Origin of the sequence: Cryobacterium sp. TMT2-4, from assembly GCF_004402575.1 — a bacterium.
In the GTDB taxonomy this organism is placed as follows: domain Bacteria; phylum Actinomycetota; class Actinomycetes; order Actinomycetales; family Microbacteriaceae; genus Cryobacterium; species Cryobacterium sandaracinum.
On sequence record NZ_SOGE01000014.1, the window covers coordinates 98,610 to 114,868 of the forward strand.

Annotated in this window: 20 protein-coding genes; 12 read left to right on the forward strand and 8 right to left on the reverse strand. The window is 68.2% G+C overall.

Annotated elements, in window-relative coordinates:
* Window positions 1–51: 51 nt before the first annotated feature.
* Entirely contained in the window at window positions 52–774 is a 723-nt protein-coding gene (locus E3O54_RS04170) for an HAD family phosphatase (RefSeq protein ID WP_166805193.1), read from the reverse strand.
* Window positions 775–830: 56 nt separating this feature from the next.
* Here E3O54_RS04170 and E3O54_RS04175 point away from each other — a divergent pair, with 56 nt between their 5' ends.
* Window positions 831–1,100 (forward strand): glutaredoxin family protein, encoded by a 270-nt coding sequence (locus tag E3O54_RS04175; RefSeq protein WP_104100686.1) that lies wholly within the window; start codon window positions 831–833, stop codon window positions 1,098–1,100.
* On the forward strand, window positions 1,097–1,393 hold the full coding sequence (locus tag E3O54_RS04180; RefSeq protein WP_104100687.1) for a Dabb family protein: 297 nt from the start codon (window positions 1,097–1,099) through the stop codon (window positions 1,391–1,393). Before E3O54_RS04175 ends, E3O54_RS04180 begins: the two co-directional genes overlap by 4 nt.
* A 23-nt stretch (window positions 1,394–1,416) precedes the next feature.
* Here the strand turns inward: E3O54_RS04180 and aspS are convergent, their stop codons facing one another.
* Window positions 1,417–2,730 (reverse strand): aspartate--tRNA(Asn) ligase, encoded by a 1,314-nt coding sequence (aspS, locus tag E3O54_RS04185; protein ID WP_104100688.1) that lies wholly within the window; start codon window positions 2,728–2,730, stop codon window positions 1,417–1,419.
* Between the two features lie 78 nt (window positions 2,731–2,808).
* Here aspS and E3O54_RS04190 point away from each other — a divergent pair, with 78 nt between their 5' ends.
* From E3O54_RS04190 to ccsB, 5 genes are read left to right on the forward strand one after another with little or no spacing between them, the layout of a single operon-like run.
* Window positions 2,809–3,453, forward strand: coding sequence for a histidine phosphatase family protein (locus E3O54_RS04190; RefSeq protein WP_134401000.1), 645 nt, complete (start codon window positions 2,809–2,811; stop codon window positions 3,451–3,453).
* On the forward strand, window positions 3,450–4,046 hold the full coding sequence (locus tag E3O54_RS04195; RefSeq protein ID WP_134342558.1) for a TlpA disulfide reductase family protein: 597 nt from the start codon (window positions 3,450–3,452) through the stop codon (window positions 4,044–4,046). The genes E3O54_RS04190 and E3O54_RS04195 overlap by 4 nt, the downstream gene beginning before the upstream one ends.
* Before the next feature lie 2 nt (window positions 4,047–4,048).
* Window positions 4,049–4,810 (forward strand): cytochrome c biogenesis CcdA family protein, encoded by a 762-nt coding sequence (locus E3O54_RS04200; protein WP_134342559.1) that lies wholly within the window; start codon window positions 4,049–4,051, stop codon window positions 4,808–4,810.
* Window positions 4,794–6,458 carry a cytochrome c biogenesis protein ResB gene (locus tag E3O54_RS04205; protein WP_134401001.1) on the forward strand — a complete coding sequence of 555 codons (1,665 nt, stop codon included), beginning with the start codon at window positions 4,794–4,796 and terminating at the stop codon, window positions 6,456–6,458. Before E3O54_RS04200 ends, E3O54_RS04205 begins: the two co-directional genes overlap by 17 nt.
* A gap of 51 nt (window positions 6,459–6,509) precedes the next feature.
* A complete protein-coding gene (gene ccsB, locus E3O54_RS04210; RefSeq protein WP_134401038.1) occupies window positions 6,510–7,472 on the forward strand; it encodes a c-type cytochrome biogenesis protein CcsB in 963 nt (320 codons plus the stop codon).
* 103 nt (window positions 7,473–7,575) lie between these two features.
* Here ccsB and E3O54_RS04215 read toward each other — a convergent pair whose 3' ends face one another.
* The 5 genes from E3O54_RS04215 to E3O54_RS16205 form a co-directional block, all read right to left on the reverse strand.
* On the reverse strand, window positions 7,576–8,556 hold the full coding sequence (locus tag E3O54_RS04215; RefSeq protein ID WP_134401002.1) for an o-succinylbenzoate synthase: 981 nt from the start codon (window positions 8,554–8,556) through the stop codon (window positions 7,576–7,578).
* Window positions 8,557–8,621: 65 nt separating this feature from the next.
* Entirely contained in the window at window positions 8,622–8,885 is a 264-nt protein-coding gene (locus E3O54_RS04220) for a hypothetical protein (RefSeq protein WP_104100694.1), read from the reverse strand.
* A gap of 29 nt (window positions 8,886–8,914) precedes the next feature.
* Window positions 8,915–9,211, reverse strand: coding sequence for an ATP-dependent DNA ligase (locus tag E3O54_RS04225; protein WP_104100695.1), 297 nt, complete (start codon window positions 9,209–9,211; stop codon window positions 8,915–8,917).
* Between the two features lie 84 nt (window positions 9,212–9,295).
* Window positions 9,296–9,865: a sigma-70 family RNA polymerase sigma factor gene (locus E3O54_RS04230; protein ID WP_166805194.1), complete on the reverse strand. Its 570-nt coding sequence runs from the start codon at window positions 9,863–9,865 to the stop codon at window positions 9,296–9,298.
* A 220-nt stretch (window positions 9,866–10,085) separates the two neighbouring features.
* A complete protein-coding gene (locus E3O54_RS16205) occupies window positions 10,086–10,358 on the reverse strand; it encodes a hypothetical protein (protein ID WP_166805195.1) in 273 nt (90 codons plus the stop codon).
* Between the two features lie 157 nt (window positions 10,359–10,515).
* Here E3O54_RS16205 and E3O54_RS04235 point away from each other — a divergent pair, with 157 nt between their 5' ends.
* The 3 genes from E3O54_RS04235 (at window position 10,516) to E3O54_RS04245 (ending at window position 13,683) form a co-directional block, all read left to right on the forward strand.
* Window positions 10,516–11,427 carry a 1,4-dihydroxy-2-naphthoyl-CoA synthase gene (locus tag E3O54_RS04235; RefSeq protein WP_104100698.1) on the forward strand — a complete coding sequence of 304 codons (912 nt, stop codon included), beginning with the start codon at window positions 10,516–10,518 and terminating at the stop codon, window positions 11,425–11,427.
* Window positions 11,428–11,433: 6 nt separating this feature from the next.
* The gene (locus E3O54_RS04240) at window positions 11,434–12,612 is read left to right on the forward strand and encodes an AMP-binding protein (protein ID WP_206750343.1); all 1,179 of its coding nucleotides are present in this window, start codon (window positions 11,434–11,436) and stop codon (window positions 12,610–12,612) included.
* A gap of 90 nt (window positions 12,613–12,702) precedes the next feature.
* On the forward strand, window positions 12,703–13,683 hold the full coding sequence (locus tag E3O54_RS04245) for a 1,4-dihydroxy-2-naphthoate polyprenyltransferase (protein ID WP_134342563.1): 981 nt from the start codon (window positions 12,703–12,705) through the stop codon (window positions 13,681–13,683).
* On the opposite strand, the gene E3O54_RS04250 is transcribed toward E3O54_RS04245, so the two are convergent.
* Window positions 13,657–13,968 carry a DUF4229 domain-containing protein gene (locus tag E3O54_RS04250; protein WP_104100699.1) on the reverse strand — a complete coding sequence of 104 codons (312 nt, stop codon included), beginning with the start codon at window positions 13,966–13,968 and terminating at the stop codon, window positions 13,657–13,659. The two genes, E3O54_RS04245 and E3O54_RS04250, sit on opposite strands and share 27 nt — an antisense overlap.
* Window positions 13,969–14,039: 71 nt before the next feature.
* On the opposite strand from E3O54_RS04250, the gene E3O54_RS04255 reads away from it, so the two are divergent.
* Together E3O54_RS04255 and menD are read left to right on the forward strand one after the other, a co-directional pair.
* A complete protein-coding gene (locus E3O54_RS04255; protein ID WP_134401004.1) occupies window positions 14,040–14,525 on the forward strand; it encodes a PLD nuclease N-terminal domain-containing protein in 486 nt (161 codons plus the stop codon).
* Window positions 14,518–16,254, forward strand: a complete 1,737-nt coding sequence (menD, locus tag E3O54_RS04260) for a 2-succinyl-5-enolpyruvyl-6-hydroxy-3-cyclohexene-1-carboxylic-acid synthase (protein WP_104100701.1) — start codon at window positions 14,518–14,520, stop codon at window positions 16,252–16,254. The genes E3O54_RS04255 and menD overlap by 8 nt, the downstream gene beginning before the upstream one ends.
* The last annotated feature ends 5 nt before the right edge of the window (window positions 16,255–16,259 follow it).

Here is a 16,259-nt window from a genome sequence, read left to right on the forward strand (position 1 = left end):
GTTCTGGACCGTTTGAAATAGCTACCGGCGTAAGCGCTAGGCCCCTGGGGTCTAGCGCTTTTTGCTTGCCCGGGTGGCGGCCGTGATGCTGCCGCGTTTGAGGATCATCACCGGCCAGTGGCGGGCTGCGGCATAGCGGCGGAGCGTGGCATCCGGATTCACGACCACCGGATTGCCGACCAGGTCCAGCAACGGAATGTCGTTGTGGGAGTCGGAGTAGGCCCAGCAGACGGCCAGGTCGACGCCGCTGCGCTCTGCCTGGGCGTTGGCGGCGACGGCCTTGCTGACACCGTGGCAGACACCCTCGGTGAGGCGGCCGGTGAAAATTCCGTCGACGGCCTCGAGCCTGGTACCGAGCGCGCCAGTGAGGCCCAGCCGTTCGGCGATGACGTCGGCCACCTCCTGGGCGGTCGCGGAGACGAGCCAGACCTCGCGCCCGGCCTTGAGGTGCGCACGGGCGACGGCGACCGTTTCCGGCCAGAGCCGCTGCAAGAGGCGGGCGTCGAAGATCTCCGTGCTGAGCGCGACGAGTTCGTCCCGGCTGTAGCCCACGACCACTTCCAGCGCGCGCTCCCGGATGCTCGCGAGGTGCATCCTGTTTTCGCCGACGTAGAGGAATCGGGCCTGTTTCCAGGCGAAGGAGAGCAGGTCCCGGCCGGTGACCAGTCGTCGCCGCCAGGCACCCACACCGAGGTGGTACAGGCTGGCGCCGCGCAGGAGGGTGTTGTCCACGTCGAAGAACGCGATTGCGGGGGCGATGGTGTCTTCGGACATGTGTGCGGTCAAGTCTAGTTGCGTGTTGCGTCGGCGAGCCAGCATAGGCTGGAGCAATGGCTACTGCACTCCTCACCCTGGTCGGCAAGCCCGGCTGTCATCTCTGCGATGACGCCCGGGATCTGGTCGGCAGCGTCGTGACCAAACTCGCCGACGACCCGTCCGCCCCCGACATCGTGCTCGAAGAGCGCTCGATTCTCGACGACGCCGAGCTGCACGCCCTGTACGTCGAGGACATCCCGGTGCTCCTGCTCAACGGCAAGGTGCACAATTACTGGCGCATCGATCCACTGCGGCTGCGCACGGCGCTTCTGGCCGTGCAATGATCCGGCACATCGTCTCCTGGCAACTAGCCCCGGCCGACCCGGTCCAGAAGGCCGCCGCCGCGGCCGGGATCGCGGTCCGCCTGGAAGGGCTCGTGGGCGTCGTCGACGAGATCCGCTCGCTGCAGGTGGGTTTCGACGTCGCCGGCGGCTCCAACTGGGACGTCGTGCTGATCGCCGACTTTGACGACCTGGACGCCGTCAACCGCTACCAGGTGCACCCCGCCCACCAGGCGGCGGGAACCTTCATCCGTTCCGTCGTATCGTCGAGGATGGCCGTCGATGTCGCCGTCTGACCGTTCGGCTACGGCCCGTTCGGCTACGGCTCGAGGCGCGTCGGGCCGCGGAACAGGTAGGTGACCTCGCGGATGCTGGCCTGGTGCAGCATCAGCATGAGTACCCGGGCGAGGCCCATGCCGAACCCGCCGTGCGACGGAACGCCGTAGCGGAAGAAGTCGAGGTAGCCCTCGATCTCCTCGGGGTCGATGCCCTTCTCCTTGGCCTGCTCGACCAAAATGTCGATGCGGTGCTCGCGCTGCGCTCCAGTGGAGATCTCGGTGCCGTTGAAGATCAGGTCATAGCTCTTGGTGATGCTCGCGTCGCCCTCGTGGCGCATGTGGTAGAACGGCCGGATGCTTGAGGCGTAGTCGGTGAGGAAGACGAACTCGTGGCCGAAGGTCTCGAGCACGTAGGCGGCGATCCGGCGTTCGCCTTCGGGGTCCATGTCGTCGTCATCGCGCGGGACCTCGTAGCCGCGGGTCTTGACGATCTCCTTGGCCTCGGCCAGCGGGATGCGCGGGAACGGTGTACTGGGCACGGTGACCTCGACCCCGAAGAGGGCCAGGACCTCGTCGCCGTGCTTCTCCTTGACGGCCGTGAATCCGGCGACAAGCAGCTCTTCGTGCAGCTGCATGACGTCTTCGTGGCTGTCGATCCAGCTGATCTCGGAGTCGACGCTGGTGAACTCGGTGGAGTGACGGCTGGTGAACGACGGGTCGGCGCGGAACGCCGGTCCGACCTCGAAGATTTTGCCGAAGCCGGCGGCCTGGGCCATCTGCTTGAAGAACTGCGGGCTCTGCGCGAGGTAGGCCTTGGTGTCGAAGTACTCCACCTCGAACAGCTCGGCGCGGGACTCGCTCGCGCTGGCCATCAGCTTCGGGGTGTGCAGCTCAATGAAGTCATTGTCGATCCAGTACGTGCGCAGTGCGTGCTCGAAGGTGGTCTGGAGGCGGAAGATCAGGTTCTGCTTGGGCTGGCGCAGATCGAGGAAGCGCCAGTCGAGGCGCTTGTCCAGATTGGAGTCGGCCGCGATCGGGGTCTCGGGGATGGCGACCGTGACGACCTCGAGGGTCGCGAGCTTGATTTCGATGCCGCCGAGCTTGACGCGCTCGTCGTGCTTGAGCTCACCGGTGACGGTGACGAAGCTGCCCTGCGACAGGGTGGAGATGGTGGTGGCCGGTTCGTCGGCGACGACAATGCCGTCGGCATCCGTGGTGCGCGGGTTCACGAGCTGCACCGCGCCGGATTCGTCGCGCAGCACGACGAACTGCACCTTCTTCTGGTCTCGGACGGTGTCGACCCACCCGGACACCGTCACGGGTCCGTTGTCGAGGGCGGCCAGGTTCTTGATCACTATGCGCTCAGTCACCGGTCAAGTTTAGCCGCACGGCTCTCGGCGTATTCGCGGGTGCCCCCTCCGTAGACTGGGAACGTGGTAGCCAGACAGGTACATCTCGTGCGGCACGGTGAGGTTTTCAATCCCGAGCGCGTTCTGTACGGACGCCTGCCCGGATTCCGCCTCTCCGATCTGGGGGCTCAGATGGCCGAGGCGGCTGCCGCCGATCTGGTGGAGCGCGGGCGCCCCGTCGCCCGCATCATCTCCTCACCGCTGCAGCGTGCGCAGGAGTCGGCCGCTCCGATCGCGGCTGCCTTCACCCTTCTGGTCGACATCGACCCGCGCATCATCGAGCCGACCAATTTCTTCGAGGGCAAACGGATGCGGGGCACGGGCGGGGCCTTGCGCGATCCCCGCAGCTGGCACGCGCTGATCAACCCGCTGCGTCCCAGCTGGGGCGAACCGTTCGACTCGATCGCGAAGCGCATGCTCGCCGCGATCGAGGATGCCCGCAACTCGGTCGACGAGGGCGACGTCGTGCTCGTCAGCCACCAGCTTCCGATCTGGATGGTGCACCGCGCCCTGGCCCGGCAGCGTTTGCCGCACGACCCGCGCAAACGCCGCTGCGACCTGTCGAGCATCACAACCCTGTCCTGGCCCGGCGGCTTCCCCGACGAGACCGGCTACTCCAACCCTGCCCTGTCGCTGCAGGTCGGCGCCTCGGACGTAGGAGCCGTATGAACCTTCGTCCCCGCGCCGCCGTCACCGCTCTGGTTGCCGTGGCGCTACTGCTGACCGGCTGCTCCGCCGACCCGCTCGCCGAACAGTACCGCGAGGGCAGCAGTAAGGGCTTCATCGCCGGTGACGGCAGCTGGACCGAGATCCCGGCCGCCGAGCGCGGCGATCCCATCTCCTGGAGCGGCGCCGACGAAAACGGCGACCCGCTCTCCAGCGAGGACTACGCCGGCGAGGTCGTCGTGGTCAACTTCTGGTACGCCAGCTGCGCGCCCTGCCGGGCGGAAGCCCCGGCCCTGCAAAAACTCAACGAGGAATTCGTCGGCACGGACGCCCACTGGGTCGGCGTCAACGTGCGGGACCAGGCCGCGAACGCGACCGCGTTCAACGAGAGCTTCGGCATCACCTACCCGTCGGTGATGGACGTCGACAACGGGAGCATGCAGCTCGCGTTCAGCGGCAGCATCCCGCCCAACGCCGTTCCCACCACGCTGGTGCTCGACCGGTCAGGCCGGGTCGCGGCCCGCATCCTCGGTGCGATCTCGGAGCCCTCCATCCTCGAAACTCTCGTGCGCGACGCGATCGCCGAGGATTCGTAGGCGTGGACAACCCCTTCGGCGAGATCGTCTTCAGCGGCCAGCTCTACCTGGCCATTCCCATCGCCGTGCTGGCCGGGCTCGTCTCGTTCGCCTCTCCCTGCATCCTCCCGCTCGTGCCCGGCTACCTGGCCTACATCGGCGGCTTCACCGACGGCAGCTCGACCCCCGCGCGCGGCGACCGCCGGGGCCGCAACCGTCTGCTGCTCGGGGTCCTGTTGTTCATCCTCGGCTTCACCCTCGTCTTCGTGCTCACCGGTGTCATTTTCGGGGTTGCCGGATTCTGGCTGAACCAGTATCGAGATGCGATCACCCGCATCGCCGGCGTCGTGGTAATCCTGCTCGGCCTGGTGTTCGTCGGCCAGTTCGGTTTCGCGCAGCGCAGCGTGAAGGCAACCTGGAGACCGGGGATGGGCCTGGCCGGCGCTCCTCTGCTCGGCGCGGTCTTCGCCGTGGGCTGGACCCCCTGCACCGGCCCCACGCTCACGGCCATCAACTCTCTCAGCCTGACCACGGGCTCTCCCTGGCAGGGGGGACTGCTGGCCCTGTTCTACGCGCTCGGGCTGGGCATCCCGTTCCTTCTCATCGCGCTCGGCCTCAGCTGGGCGACCGGAGCCGTTTCCTTCCTGAAACGGCACGTCAGGGCTATCAACCTGTCTGGCGGTCTCCTCCTCGTTCTCATCGGCGTGCTCATGGTCAGTGGCGTGTGGAACGCCTGGCTCCTCGACCTGCAAGGAACGATCGGAAGTTATGTCCCGGCCATCTGACCATTACGACGCCCCGGCCTCCGCGGGAATCGTGCAACCGCACCTCGGCTTCGCAGGCTGGCTGCGCTGGTTCTGGCGCCAGCTGACGAACATGCGCACCGCGCTGTTCCTTCTGCTGCTTCTCGCGATCGCCGCCGTGCCGGGATCCCTGGTACCCCAGCGCAGCTCCGACCCGAACGGGGTTACCCAGTACTTCGCCGACAACCCCGACCTCGCACCGCTGCTCGACACGGTTCAGGCGTTCGACGTCTACTCGTCGGCGTGGTTCTCGGCCATCTACCTGCTGCTGTTCATCTCGCTGATCGGGTGCGTCATCCCGCGCACCAAGCACCACTACCTCGCGCTGCGGGCCAAGCCGCCGCGCACCCCCGCCCGCCTGTCCCGGCTGGCCGGCTTCACGGCGCGCATCGCTCCGGCCGGCACGGATGCCCAGGCCGCCGTCGAGTCCGCCCGCAGGCTTCTGAAGACCAGCGGCTACCGGGCGGCCGTCTTCGAGAATCGCGGGGAGACCTCGGTCTCGGCCGAACGCGGCTACCTGCGTGAAACCGGCAACCTGGTCTTCCACTTCGCCCTGGTCGGCATCCTGATCACCGTCGGTTTCGGTGGCGGCTTCGGGTTCAGCGGCCAACGTGTACTGGTCGAAGGGCAGACCTTCGTGAACACCCTGCTGGCCTACGACTCGTTCAACCCCGGCCGGTTCTTCAACGACACCAGCCTCACGCCCTATAAACTCACCCTCGACAACTTCGACGTCACCTACGAGGAGGAGAACCTCAAGGCCTACGGCCAGCCGATCGACTTCACAGCAGAGGTCACCATCACCCCGCGGGGTGAGGCCGCAGAGGCCAGCCAGGTGAAGGTGAACGGGCCGGCCCGCACCGGCGGCACCGACGTCTACCTGCTCGGCAACGGCTACGCCCCCACCCTCACCGTAAAGGACCCGAACGGGGTGGTCGTCTTCACCGACTCTGTGCCGTTCCTGCCGCAGGATGCCAACCTCACCTCCCTCGGCGTGATCAAGGTTCCCGACGGGCTCGCCGAGCAACTCGGCATGATCGGCTTCTTCTACCCGACCCAGGCCACCGCGGATTCGGGGGCCTTCTTCTCCTCCTTCCCTGACCTCGAATACCCGCTGCTGACCCTCAACGTCTACTCGGGAGACCTGGGGCTCGACGCGGGCGTGCCGACGTCGGTCTACTCGCTCGACATCGACAAGATGACCCAGCTCACCGGGGGCAAGACCGGCGTGGAGTCGATCGAGTTGAAGCCGGGGGAAACCCGGGAACTGCCGAACGGCCTCGGGTCCGTCACTTTCGACGACGCCAACCCGGGGGCGCAGAACGGGGACTTCTCTGGTTCGGTGCTGCGGTTTGCCTCGTTCGACATCCACCACGACCCCACCCAGCTCTGGGTGCTGTCCTTCGCCGTTCTGGCCCTGCTCGGCCTGCTGACGTCACTGTTCGTGCCACGTCGGCGGGTCTGGGTGAAGGCCGTGCCGGAGCAGGACGGCTCGCTGCGCCTCGAATACGCGGGTCTAGCCCGGGGCGAGGACCCGGCCCTGGAATCCGCCGTCAGCGACCTCGCCGATCGGCACACGGACCTGCTGTTATCCTCCCAATCGGCCACCCCGGCATCCGAACAGAAATAGGCTGTCATCGTGAATCTCAACGAGCTCTCCATTCTGAGCCTCTACTCGGCCATGGCGGTCTACGCCCTCGCGTTCATCGCCTTTTCCTTCGACCTGGCCAAGCGCTCCGCGGCGGTCACCTCCGCCACGGCGGCAGACGCAGAGGTGCGCCGGGCCGCATCAGCGCGCGCGGAAGCGGCCGGCGCGGCGGGCGGAACCACCACCCTCACCCGCATCAGCGCTCGCATCGCGAACGACGCGGTCACCCCCTACGGCCGCTCGGCCAGCCTGCGGGTGGGCGTCTCGCTCACCGTGCTGGCGTGGCTGATCCACCTGGTGTCGGCGGTGCTCCGCGGCGTGGCCGCCGAGCGCGTCCCGTGGGCGAACATGTACGAGTTCGCGATGACGGGCACCCTGCTGATCGTCTCGGTGTTCCTGATTGTGCTGACCCGCGCCGACCTGCGCTTCCTCGGCACCTTCGTCACCGGCATGGTGCTGGTGCTTCTCGGCATCGCGGCGCTGCGCTTCTACGTCGAGGTCGCGCCCCTGCCGCCGGCCCTGCAGTCGGCTTGGTTGGTCATTCACGTCTTCGTCGCCTCGCTGGGCACGGGCTTCTTCGCACTCGGTTTCGCCCTCTCGACCGTGCAACTCCTCCAGTTCCGGCGTGAGTCGCTCCTCGCGTCCGCGAAGAGCGGTCGGCTGCGGTTCCTGGCCACCCTGCCGTCGGCGGCCACGCTGGAGAACCTGGCCTATCGGGTCACCATCATCGGCTTCATCCTGTGGACCTTCACCCTCATGGCCGGCTCGATCTGGGCCGAACAGGCCTGGGGCCGCTACTGGGGCTGGGATACCAAGGAGGTCTGGACGTTCATCATCTGGACCCTCTACGCGGGCTACATCCACGCCCGCGCGACCCGTGGCTGGCGCGGATCACGGTCCGCCTGGTTGTCGATCATCGGCTTCGCCGCCGTCATGTTCAACTTCGGCATCGTCAACGTCTTCTTCAAGGGCCTGCACTCCTACTCCGGCCTCTAGACCAGGGGTCCTCGCTCCTAACGAATTCGACGGAGATTTCGGCCGGATCGCCGCCAAACAGGCCGAAAACCCTCTTCTTGCGCAGAATCTCCGTCGAATTGGTTCAGTCGGCGAGTAGCGCGTAGCAGCGGGTCAGGCGGGCCAGCCACCAGTCACGCCGATCGTCCGCGGCTGCGTAACGCTCCAGCAGCTGCGGGTTGGGGGTCACCCGACGCACCGGGATGCCGCCGTCGACCGGCAGCAGCGGGTCGGTGGTGACATCCGCGGCAAGGAGCGACGCCGTGCCGAGTCCGCAGTCGAAGTTGAGTTCCGGAATCGCGGCGGCCAGGTGGGCGCCCATCGAGATGCCGACCGAGGTGTCGAGGGCGCTTGAGACCACGGCGGGCAGCCCGGTCTGGTTGATCAGCGCCAGGGCGGCGCGGATTCCGCCGAGCGGCGCGGCCTTGATCACGAGGATGTCGGCCGAACCCGTGCGGGCCACCAGCAGCGGGTCCTTCGCGCGGCGTACGCTTTCGTCGGCGGCGACGCCGACGTCGAGGTAGCCGGTGCGGCGGCGGATCTCGGCGAGTTCCTTGATGGTGGCGCAGGGCTGCTCCACATATTCGAGGTCGAACTCGTTGAGGGCGTGGATGGCGTGCTCCGCCTCATCGACGTTCCACAGACCGTTCGCGTCGACACGGATGCGCCCCTCCGGCCCGAGCACACGGCGAACCATGCGCACGCGTGCCACGTCGTCGGCGAGGGTCTGACCGGGGTCGGCGACCTTCACCTTGGCGGTGCGGCAGCCGGGGAACCGGGCGAGCACACCGGCGACCTCGTCGGCGGTGACCGCCGGCACCGTCGCGTTCACGGGGATGCGTCCCCGAAGCAGGGGCGGCGTGGCCTGCCAACCGAAATCGAGGGCGGCCCGCAGCCAGGTGGCAGCCTCCGCGTCGTCGTATTCGGCGAACGGGGAGAATTCCGCCCAGCCTTCCGGTCCCTCCACGAGCAGGGCCTCGCGGGTGTCGAGTCCGCGAAACCGCGTCGCCAGGGGCAGGGCGACGACGCGGGCAGTTTTGAGCAACTCAGCAAGTGGTGGCAGCATGTTCCCAGTGTGCCAGCCGGGGACTCTCCCGGGGAACGCCGGTCAGGCGGGGAACGCCGGTCAGGTCAGAGCACGTCCTGGTTGAACGCCGCGTCCACCTCGAGATCGATGTCCGGGCCGTTGTGCGGCTTGACGTTGAGAATTGCGAAGGGGATGCCCGGCGCGATCAGCAGGTAGGCGTCTTCGAAGCGCCCGCCGCCACTGTTCACCCGCAGCCAGTAGGGCTTCCCGGCCAGGAACGCGGTCTCAACCTCGGTCTGGATGGACTCCAATGACCGGCCGCCTAACGAGTACTCCGCGCCGCCGTAGACAATATCGACTCGGATCACGCTTCGTCCTTCACCAGTACTGTCGCGGGTCAATGTGGTTCCGGCACGAGCTGGAGGCCCCCGGAGGAATTGGCCGAAAGCATGAGGGCTTCGATCCATTCGCGGTTGAGGCTGGGGGAGCGCCCGCCGAAATACTTATAGGCCAGGGGTATCGCGGGATGCAGCCAGATCGTGCTGCGGCCGTCGCCGCCCTGGGGGTCGTCTCGCCACGTGAAATAGAAACACTCGCCGCGTCGCAACTTCGCCCCGATGACGACCTGGATATGGGCGAGGACCCGGTCGTCGAAATCTGCTGTCAGAGACGAGTTGTACGTGAGCTTGCCCATATATCCCCCGATAACAAAGTTCTAAGCGAGAATAGCGTGAAGTCGCCAGCACCGCTACGCTCCGTTCAGGGGGACGGCCGAGGTTTAGTCCCGCAGGTACCGCTCGAGTCGGAGAACCTTCAGCAGGGCCAGTGCGCGCTTCTCGATCTGGCGCACCCGTTCCCGGGTCACGCCCTGAACGACGGCGATCTGGTCCAGCGTTTGGGGCGCGCCCCCGTCGAGACCGAACCGGGACATCAGGATCGACCGCTCCCGCGGCGGCAGGGCACTCATGTAGAAAACGATGTCCGAAGCCCGCATGGTGAGCACGGCGTGCTCCTCGGGCTGGGCCATGCCGCGGTGGGCGGCTTGGCGGATCCACTGGGTGGCGTGAGTGGAGAATTTGTAGCCGGTCATGAAGTCGTATTTTTCGACGGCGCGGACGAGGCCGATGTTGCCATCCTGCACGAGGTCCATGATGGGCATTCCGCGTCCGGAGTAGTGCTTGGCGATGCTGTCCACCAGGCGCAGATTCGCTTCGATGAAGTGGTTCTTCGCGCGGCGGCCGTCATGGGCAAGCCAGGCCAGCTCGCGGGCCAAGGACGGGTCGTCGCCTCCGTGGAACAATTTTTCGACGGCGAACAGCCCGACCTCGATGCGCTGCGCGAGGGTCACCTCGTCGATGGCGGTGAGCAGGGGCCCCTGCCGATGCGGCGCAGGTAGTCGCCGAAGGCATCCGTCGATGTGCTGTAGCGGGAGGGAGCGGTCGACGGAGCGGAGGTGAAATTCGCTGACGCTGACGCTGACGCTGACGCCGGGGTCGGGGGCTGATTCGCGGCCGGTGGCGGTCGGGAGCTTGAGTGCTCCGGGGGCTGGGTCTCTTGCGTGGCCGTGCTCATCGCAGTGCCGTTCCTCTGGGTGCCGGACGGAGGGCGAGACTGGCCGTGGCGCGGTCAAAGGATGAGAAGTACGCTCGCTCCCGGGGGCGGCCGAAATCCGTCACTTCGAAGGCGTCGTCCACGCGCTGGATGAAGCCGACCAAGGCGGCCGGATCGCCGTCCGCGATCATCCGGTCGCTGATGCGCCATTCCGTGGGGGAGAGTTCGTTGATCCCGATATTTCTCGCGGGTGGGGTGGGGATCGTTTTTCGTGTGCCATTGTCGGCCATCACTGCCTCCGAGTATTTTTTAATAGCTCAGTACACAGGGTGGAAACGACGGCCTCAAGGGGCTTGACTTTGCCGCTCAAACGGGGATGCCAACCAGCTTCCGAGAGGCCCATGGCCAGCCGCATTCCGGCGCCGCAGGCCCGCGTAGGCTGGGTGCATGATCGAACAGGTTTCCGAAATCTTCGACCCGACCCAGTGGCAGGAAGTCGCGGGCTTCGACCGCCTCACCGACGTCACGTACCACCATGACGTGACTGGGAGGATCGCCCGGGTGGCGTTCAACCGGCCCGAGGTGCGGAACGCGTTCCGCCCGCACACCGTCGACGAACTGCACGCCGCCCTCGAGGACGCTCGCGTCAACCCGCGCATCGGGGTGGTGCTCCTGACCGGCAACGGACCCAGCCCGAAGGACGGCGGTTGGGCGTTCTGCTCGGGCGGGGACCAACGCATCCGAGGCCGGGATGGCTACAAGTACGCCGAGGGAGAGACCGCGTCCGGGATCGACACGGCACGCGGCGGCCGGCTGCACATCCTCGAGGTGCAGCGGCTGATCCGGTTCATGCCCAAGGTTGTCATCGCGGTCATCCCCGGCTGGGCGGCCGGCGGCGGGCACTCCCTGCATGTGGTCTGCGACCTCAGCATCGCCAGCGCCGAGCACGGCAAGTTCAAGCAGACGGACGCCGACGTCGGCTCCTTCGACGCCGGCTACGGCAGCGCCTACTTCGCCCGCCAGGTGGGGCAGAAGACCGCGAGGGAAGTGTTCTTCCTGGCCCGCGAGTACTCCGCGCAGCGCGCCTTCGAGATGGGGGCCGTGAACGCCGTGGTGCCGCACGGCGAACTCGAGGTGGAGGCGCTGGATTGGGCCCGCACGATCCTGACCAAGTCGCCCACCGCCATCCGGATGCTGAAATTCGCTTTCAACGCCGTGGACGACGGCCTGGTCGGCCAGCAGGTGTTCGCCGGGGAGGCCACCCGCCTGGCCTACGGCACCGACGAGGCGGTCGAGGGGCGTGACGCGTTCCTGGAGAAGCGCGACCCCGACTGGGGTCCCTACGACTGGCAGTTCTAGGCGACCATGTTCCGTCGGCTGAGGGTGGTGCCGGTCGGTGACCCGCTCGACCTGATGACCCCGTTGCGCCTCGCGCTGGCCGACACCGGCGACGCCGTGCTGCCGGTACCCGGCTGGCAGGAGGCCGCCGGGCGGCTGAGCCTGGTGCGCGTGCCCCGTCAGGTGGCCGTGGTGATCGAGACGTCCGGATCGACGGATGTGCCCAAGCGCGTGATGCTCAGCACCGACGCCCTGCTGAGCAGCGCCGCCGCCTCCAGCGTGCGCCTCGGCGGCTCCGGTCAGTGGCTGCTGGCCCTGCCCGTGCACTACATCGCCGGGGTGCAGGTGCTCGTGCGCTCGATCGTGGCCGACACCGTCCCCGTCGTGCTGCCGAGCGGCCACTTCGACCCGGCCGTGTTCGCCGCCTCAGCCGGGCGCCTCACCGAGCCGCTGCGGTTCACCGCCCTGGTCCCGGTGCAGCTGGCCCGGCTGGTCGCCGCGGCCGCAGACGACCCTCATCTGCTGGCCGCGCTACGCCGCTTCGACGGCATTCTGGTCGGCGGCCAAGCGCTGCCGTCGCTGCTCGCCGAGCGGGCCGTCGACCTCGACCTGCACGTGTTCGCCACCTACGGCTCGTCGGAAACTTCCGGCGGTTGTGTCTACAACGGCACCCCGATCGGCAACTCCGAGGTGCGCGTGGTCGATGGGCAGCTGGAGATCGCGGGCTCCGTGCTCGCCGAGGGGTACCTCGGTGACCCCCCGCGCACCAGCGACCGCTTCCTCGAGGTGCACGGGGGACGCTGGTACCGCACGGGTGACCTGGGCGAGGTGGATGCCGCGACGGGCCTCGTGCGCGTGCTCGGGCGAGCCGACAACGTGATCATCTCCGGCGGCGAGAAGGTGTCGCTCGACGCGGTCGAGCGGGTCGTCCGGTCGCTGCCGGGCTTCGGCGAGGCCGTGGCGGTGGGGCGGCCCGACGTCACGTGGGGCCAGGTCCCGGTGCTGGTCGTGCCGGCGGAACCCGGTGCGGAACCCGGTGCGGCCGGCCTCCCCGAGGACTCCCTCGAGAGAATCGGGGAAGCCGTGGCATCCGTGCTGGGCAAGGCGGCCAGGCCCGCGTGCCTCGTGCGGGTCGCGTCGATCCCGCAGCTTTCCACCGGCAAACCCGACCGTCTTGCCCTGGGCCGGATGCTCGCCGATCTCTGAGCTGCCGAGCTACCGAGCCACCGAGCCACCGGCACGTACTATGAAGGCGTGGCACACGGAGCGCGGCCGGTCAGGCCCTCACAACAGCGATTGAATCCCTCGGCAGCGACCTCTTCGGCGGCCCGGAACGGGAGGTCGGGCAACCCGGCCCGGCGGAACGCCCCCGCCGGCCGCGGCCCGGCGCGAACCGGACCGGCCACGGCAGGAGACTGGGTCTCCGGAGCACGCCTGCGCACCCTCCCGCTGGCTATCGCACCGGTGGCCCTCGGCACCGGTGCGGCGATCGTCGTGAGCGGCCCCGGCGTCTTCCATCCGGTACGAGCGGTGCTCGCCCTGATCGTGGCCCTGTGCCTGCAGATCGGCGTGAACTACGCCAACGACTATTCCGACGGTATCCGCGGCACTGACGCCAACCGGATCGGCCCGGCCCGGCTGACCGGCGGCGGAGCCGCCCAGCCCCGTGCCGTACTCACGGTGGCCCTCGCATTCTTCGCGCTCGCCGCGCTCGCCGGCCTCACCCTGGTGGTGCTGACCGGTCAGTGGTGGCTGCTGCTGGTGGGTGTCCTCGCCATCATTGCGGCCTGGTTCTACACCGGCGGACGCAAACCGTATGGCTACTTCGGTCTCGGCGAGGTCTTCGTCTTCGTGTTCTTCGGCCTTGTGGCCACCGTCGGTACCACGTATGTGCAGGTCGGCACCGTGAACACCGAAAGCTGGCTGAGCGGTGTCGGGATCGGCCTGATCGCCATGGCCGTGCTGATGGTCAACAACCTGCGCGACCTGGAGCCGGACCGGGCATCCGGCAAACGCACCCTCGCGGTGCTGATCGGGAGCATGGCGTCGCGCGTCGTGTTCTGCCTGTTCCTGCTGCTGGCGTTCGCGATCGTCGCCTTCTTCGCGGTCTTCTACCCGCTGGCCTGGCTGACGTTTTTCGTGCTGCTGCTGGCGGCGCCGGCCGGGTTGATCACGGTGACGGCGACGACCTCGACCGAACTGGTGCTGGCCCTCAAGCTGACCAGCATCTCGGCGTTGGCCTACGGGCTGCTACTGGCTCTCGCGTTCGCGCTGTAGGTCGGCATCGGCCGCCCGCGCATCGGCCCGGTCGAGGGCAGCATCCTCGGACACGGCGTCGGGGTGCGCCGACTCCGTATCGGGGTGCCGCGCCTGGTAGAGGCCCAGCGCGACCTTCTCGCGAGGCTTCCGCAAGAAGATGAAGGAGAGCGAGGCTCCGATCACAGCGGCGGCGATCGCGGCAAGCCACCACTCGATCCGGAGGAAGAGCATCACGGCGAGCGGAACGGCGAACAGGAGCACGCGGAAGACCGAATAGGACACCCAGGCGGGAACAACATTCATGGCCACAGTTTAGATCGCCGGGCTGTGCGCTCACTCACCGATCTCACGGGTGGGAGCCATACACTGTGGGAATGGTTCGCCTGTGGTTCGCTCTTGGAGTCGTCGTCGTCGTCCTCACCGTCTACGCGCTGGTGGATTGCGCGCTCCTGCAACGATCCCGGGTTCGCGGGCTACCACGCTGGGTGTGGATGTTCGTGATCGTGCTCATTCCCGTGATCGGGCCGGTACTGTGGCTGCTGATCGGCCGCGGCCGTGCCAGCACGGGCAAGATCGTGCGATCGTTCGCCCCCGACGACGACATCGACTTCCTCAAGGGTCTGGACCGGGCCACGTCCGACCAGGAACGACTCCGTGCCCTCGAGCAGGAGCTTGCCGACTTCGACGCTCCGGATCCCCGGGACCTCGGTGCGGCAGGAACCACCGACACGACAGGAACCTCCGGCACGACCGGTCAGGGCGGTAAGGGCAGTCAGGCCGGCCAGAACGGCCAAGCCGGGTTCGAGCCGAAAAAATCCGAGCCGGGCGAAGGCGACCTGCCTGGCCGGCGGGATGCCTGACATCGCGTCGAGCGGTAGCCCGGCCACAGACTTCAGCTTCTCTCTCCTGGGTGAATTCGTGCGTCTGGGCGTGCGCGACCTGGTTCTCAGCCCGGGCGCCCGGTCGCAGGCCCTTGCTTTGGCCGCCGCCGAACTGGAGCGGATCGGGCTGATCCGGCTGCACGTGCGCCTCGACGAGCGCGGCGCGGGCTTCCTCGCCCTCGGCCTAGCCGTCGAGGCCGGCCGGCCGGCGCTGGTCGTCTGCACCTCGGGCACGGCCGTGGCGAACCTCCACCCCGCGGTGCTCGAGGCGCACCACTCGGGGGTGCCCATGATCCTGCTGACGGCCGACCGGCCAAGCGAGTTGCGCGGCATCCGTTCGAACCAGACCACCGTGCAGCCCGGCCTGTTCGGTGTGGCGACGCGCCTGTGCGTGGATGCGCCCGCACCGGAGGGTGCGGCCGGCGAGCACGCCGACGCCATTGCCCTGGCCCGACGCGCGACGGATGCCGCCACCGGCGCCACCTCGCTCGATCCGGGCCCGGTGCAGCTCAACCTGGCGTTCCGGGAGCCGCTGTCGGCGCCGGTGGCGCTGACTCCCGAAGCGATCTCCGGCCCGGTCGGACTCGCCGAGTCGGCCGCGGTGCTCGCCGCGCCCGTCGTGGACGCTTCCCCGACCGAACCGGTCTTCCCGGTCACGGGCGGACCGCGTACCGTGGTCATCGCCGGCACGGGCGCCGGCCCCGAGGCCGAGGAATTCGCGCGTACCGGCGGCTGGCCGCTGCTGGCCGAGGTGTGCAGCGGCGCCCGGTTCGGCCCGAACCTCGTCTCCGCCTACCGCGAGTTGCTGCTGGCCTCCGACCTCGGCGGGCGGGTCGAGCGCGCTGTCGTGTTCGGTCACCCGACGCTCAGCCGTGAGGTGCCGGCCATGATCGTCCGCGAGGGTGTGGAGACCATTGTGGTGGCTCCCACCGGCACCGAATGGTTCAACCCCGGACACCGGGTGCGCGTATTCGCCCGCGCCGCCACCCCAGACGCCGTGGCCATCGCAGCGGCCGGCAGCCCCGAGGGGCGGGAATGGCTGGGCCGCTGGGTGATGTCCAGCCGGCACCTGTTGGCCGCGGGAGCCGCCCGCGAATCGATCCCGATCGGTGATCGCGGAATCACCCGCGAAGAGCTGGCCGCCATGCGCGCGCCGGTCACCCGGCCCATGCTCGTGGACGCCGTCTGGCGCGCCTCCTGGCCGCACGACCGTCTCGTTTTCGGTGCCTCCCGGTTGGTGCGGGTGGCCGACCGCCGCGTTCCCGGCAAGAAGATCTCCGTGCACTCCAACCGCGGCCTGGCCGGCATCGACGGCACGGTCGCCACGGCCGTCGGCATCGCCCTGGCCAGCCAGACCGGTCCGACGCCGCAGTCCACCGGGGTCACCCGCCTGGTGGTCGGCGACCTCACCCTGCTGCACGATGTCGGGTCGCTCTTGCTCACCCCGGGGGAGGCGCTGCCGCGGCTCCAGATCATCGTCGGCAACGACGGCGGCGGCACCATTTTCGACGGTCTGGAGGTGGCGGCATCCGCCCGCGCCGACGCGATCAACCGGGTTCTCTTCACCCCGCAGCAGGCCGACGTCGCCAACCTCGCCGCCGCCTACGGCTGGTCATACGGTCTGGCGGCCACCCGGAGCGACCTCGAGCGCGCGCTGACCGCGCCGCACGCGGGGCCGAGCATCCTCGAGGTTCCGCTGGTTCGCTAGGTTTG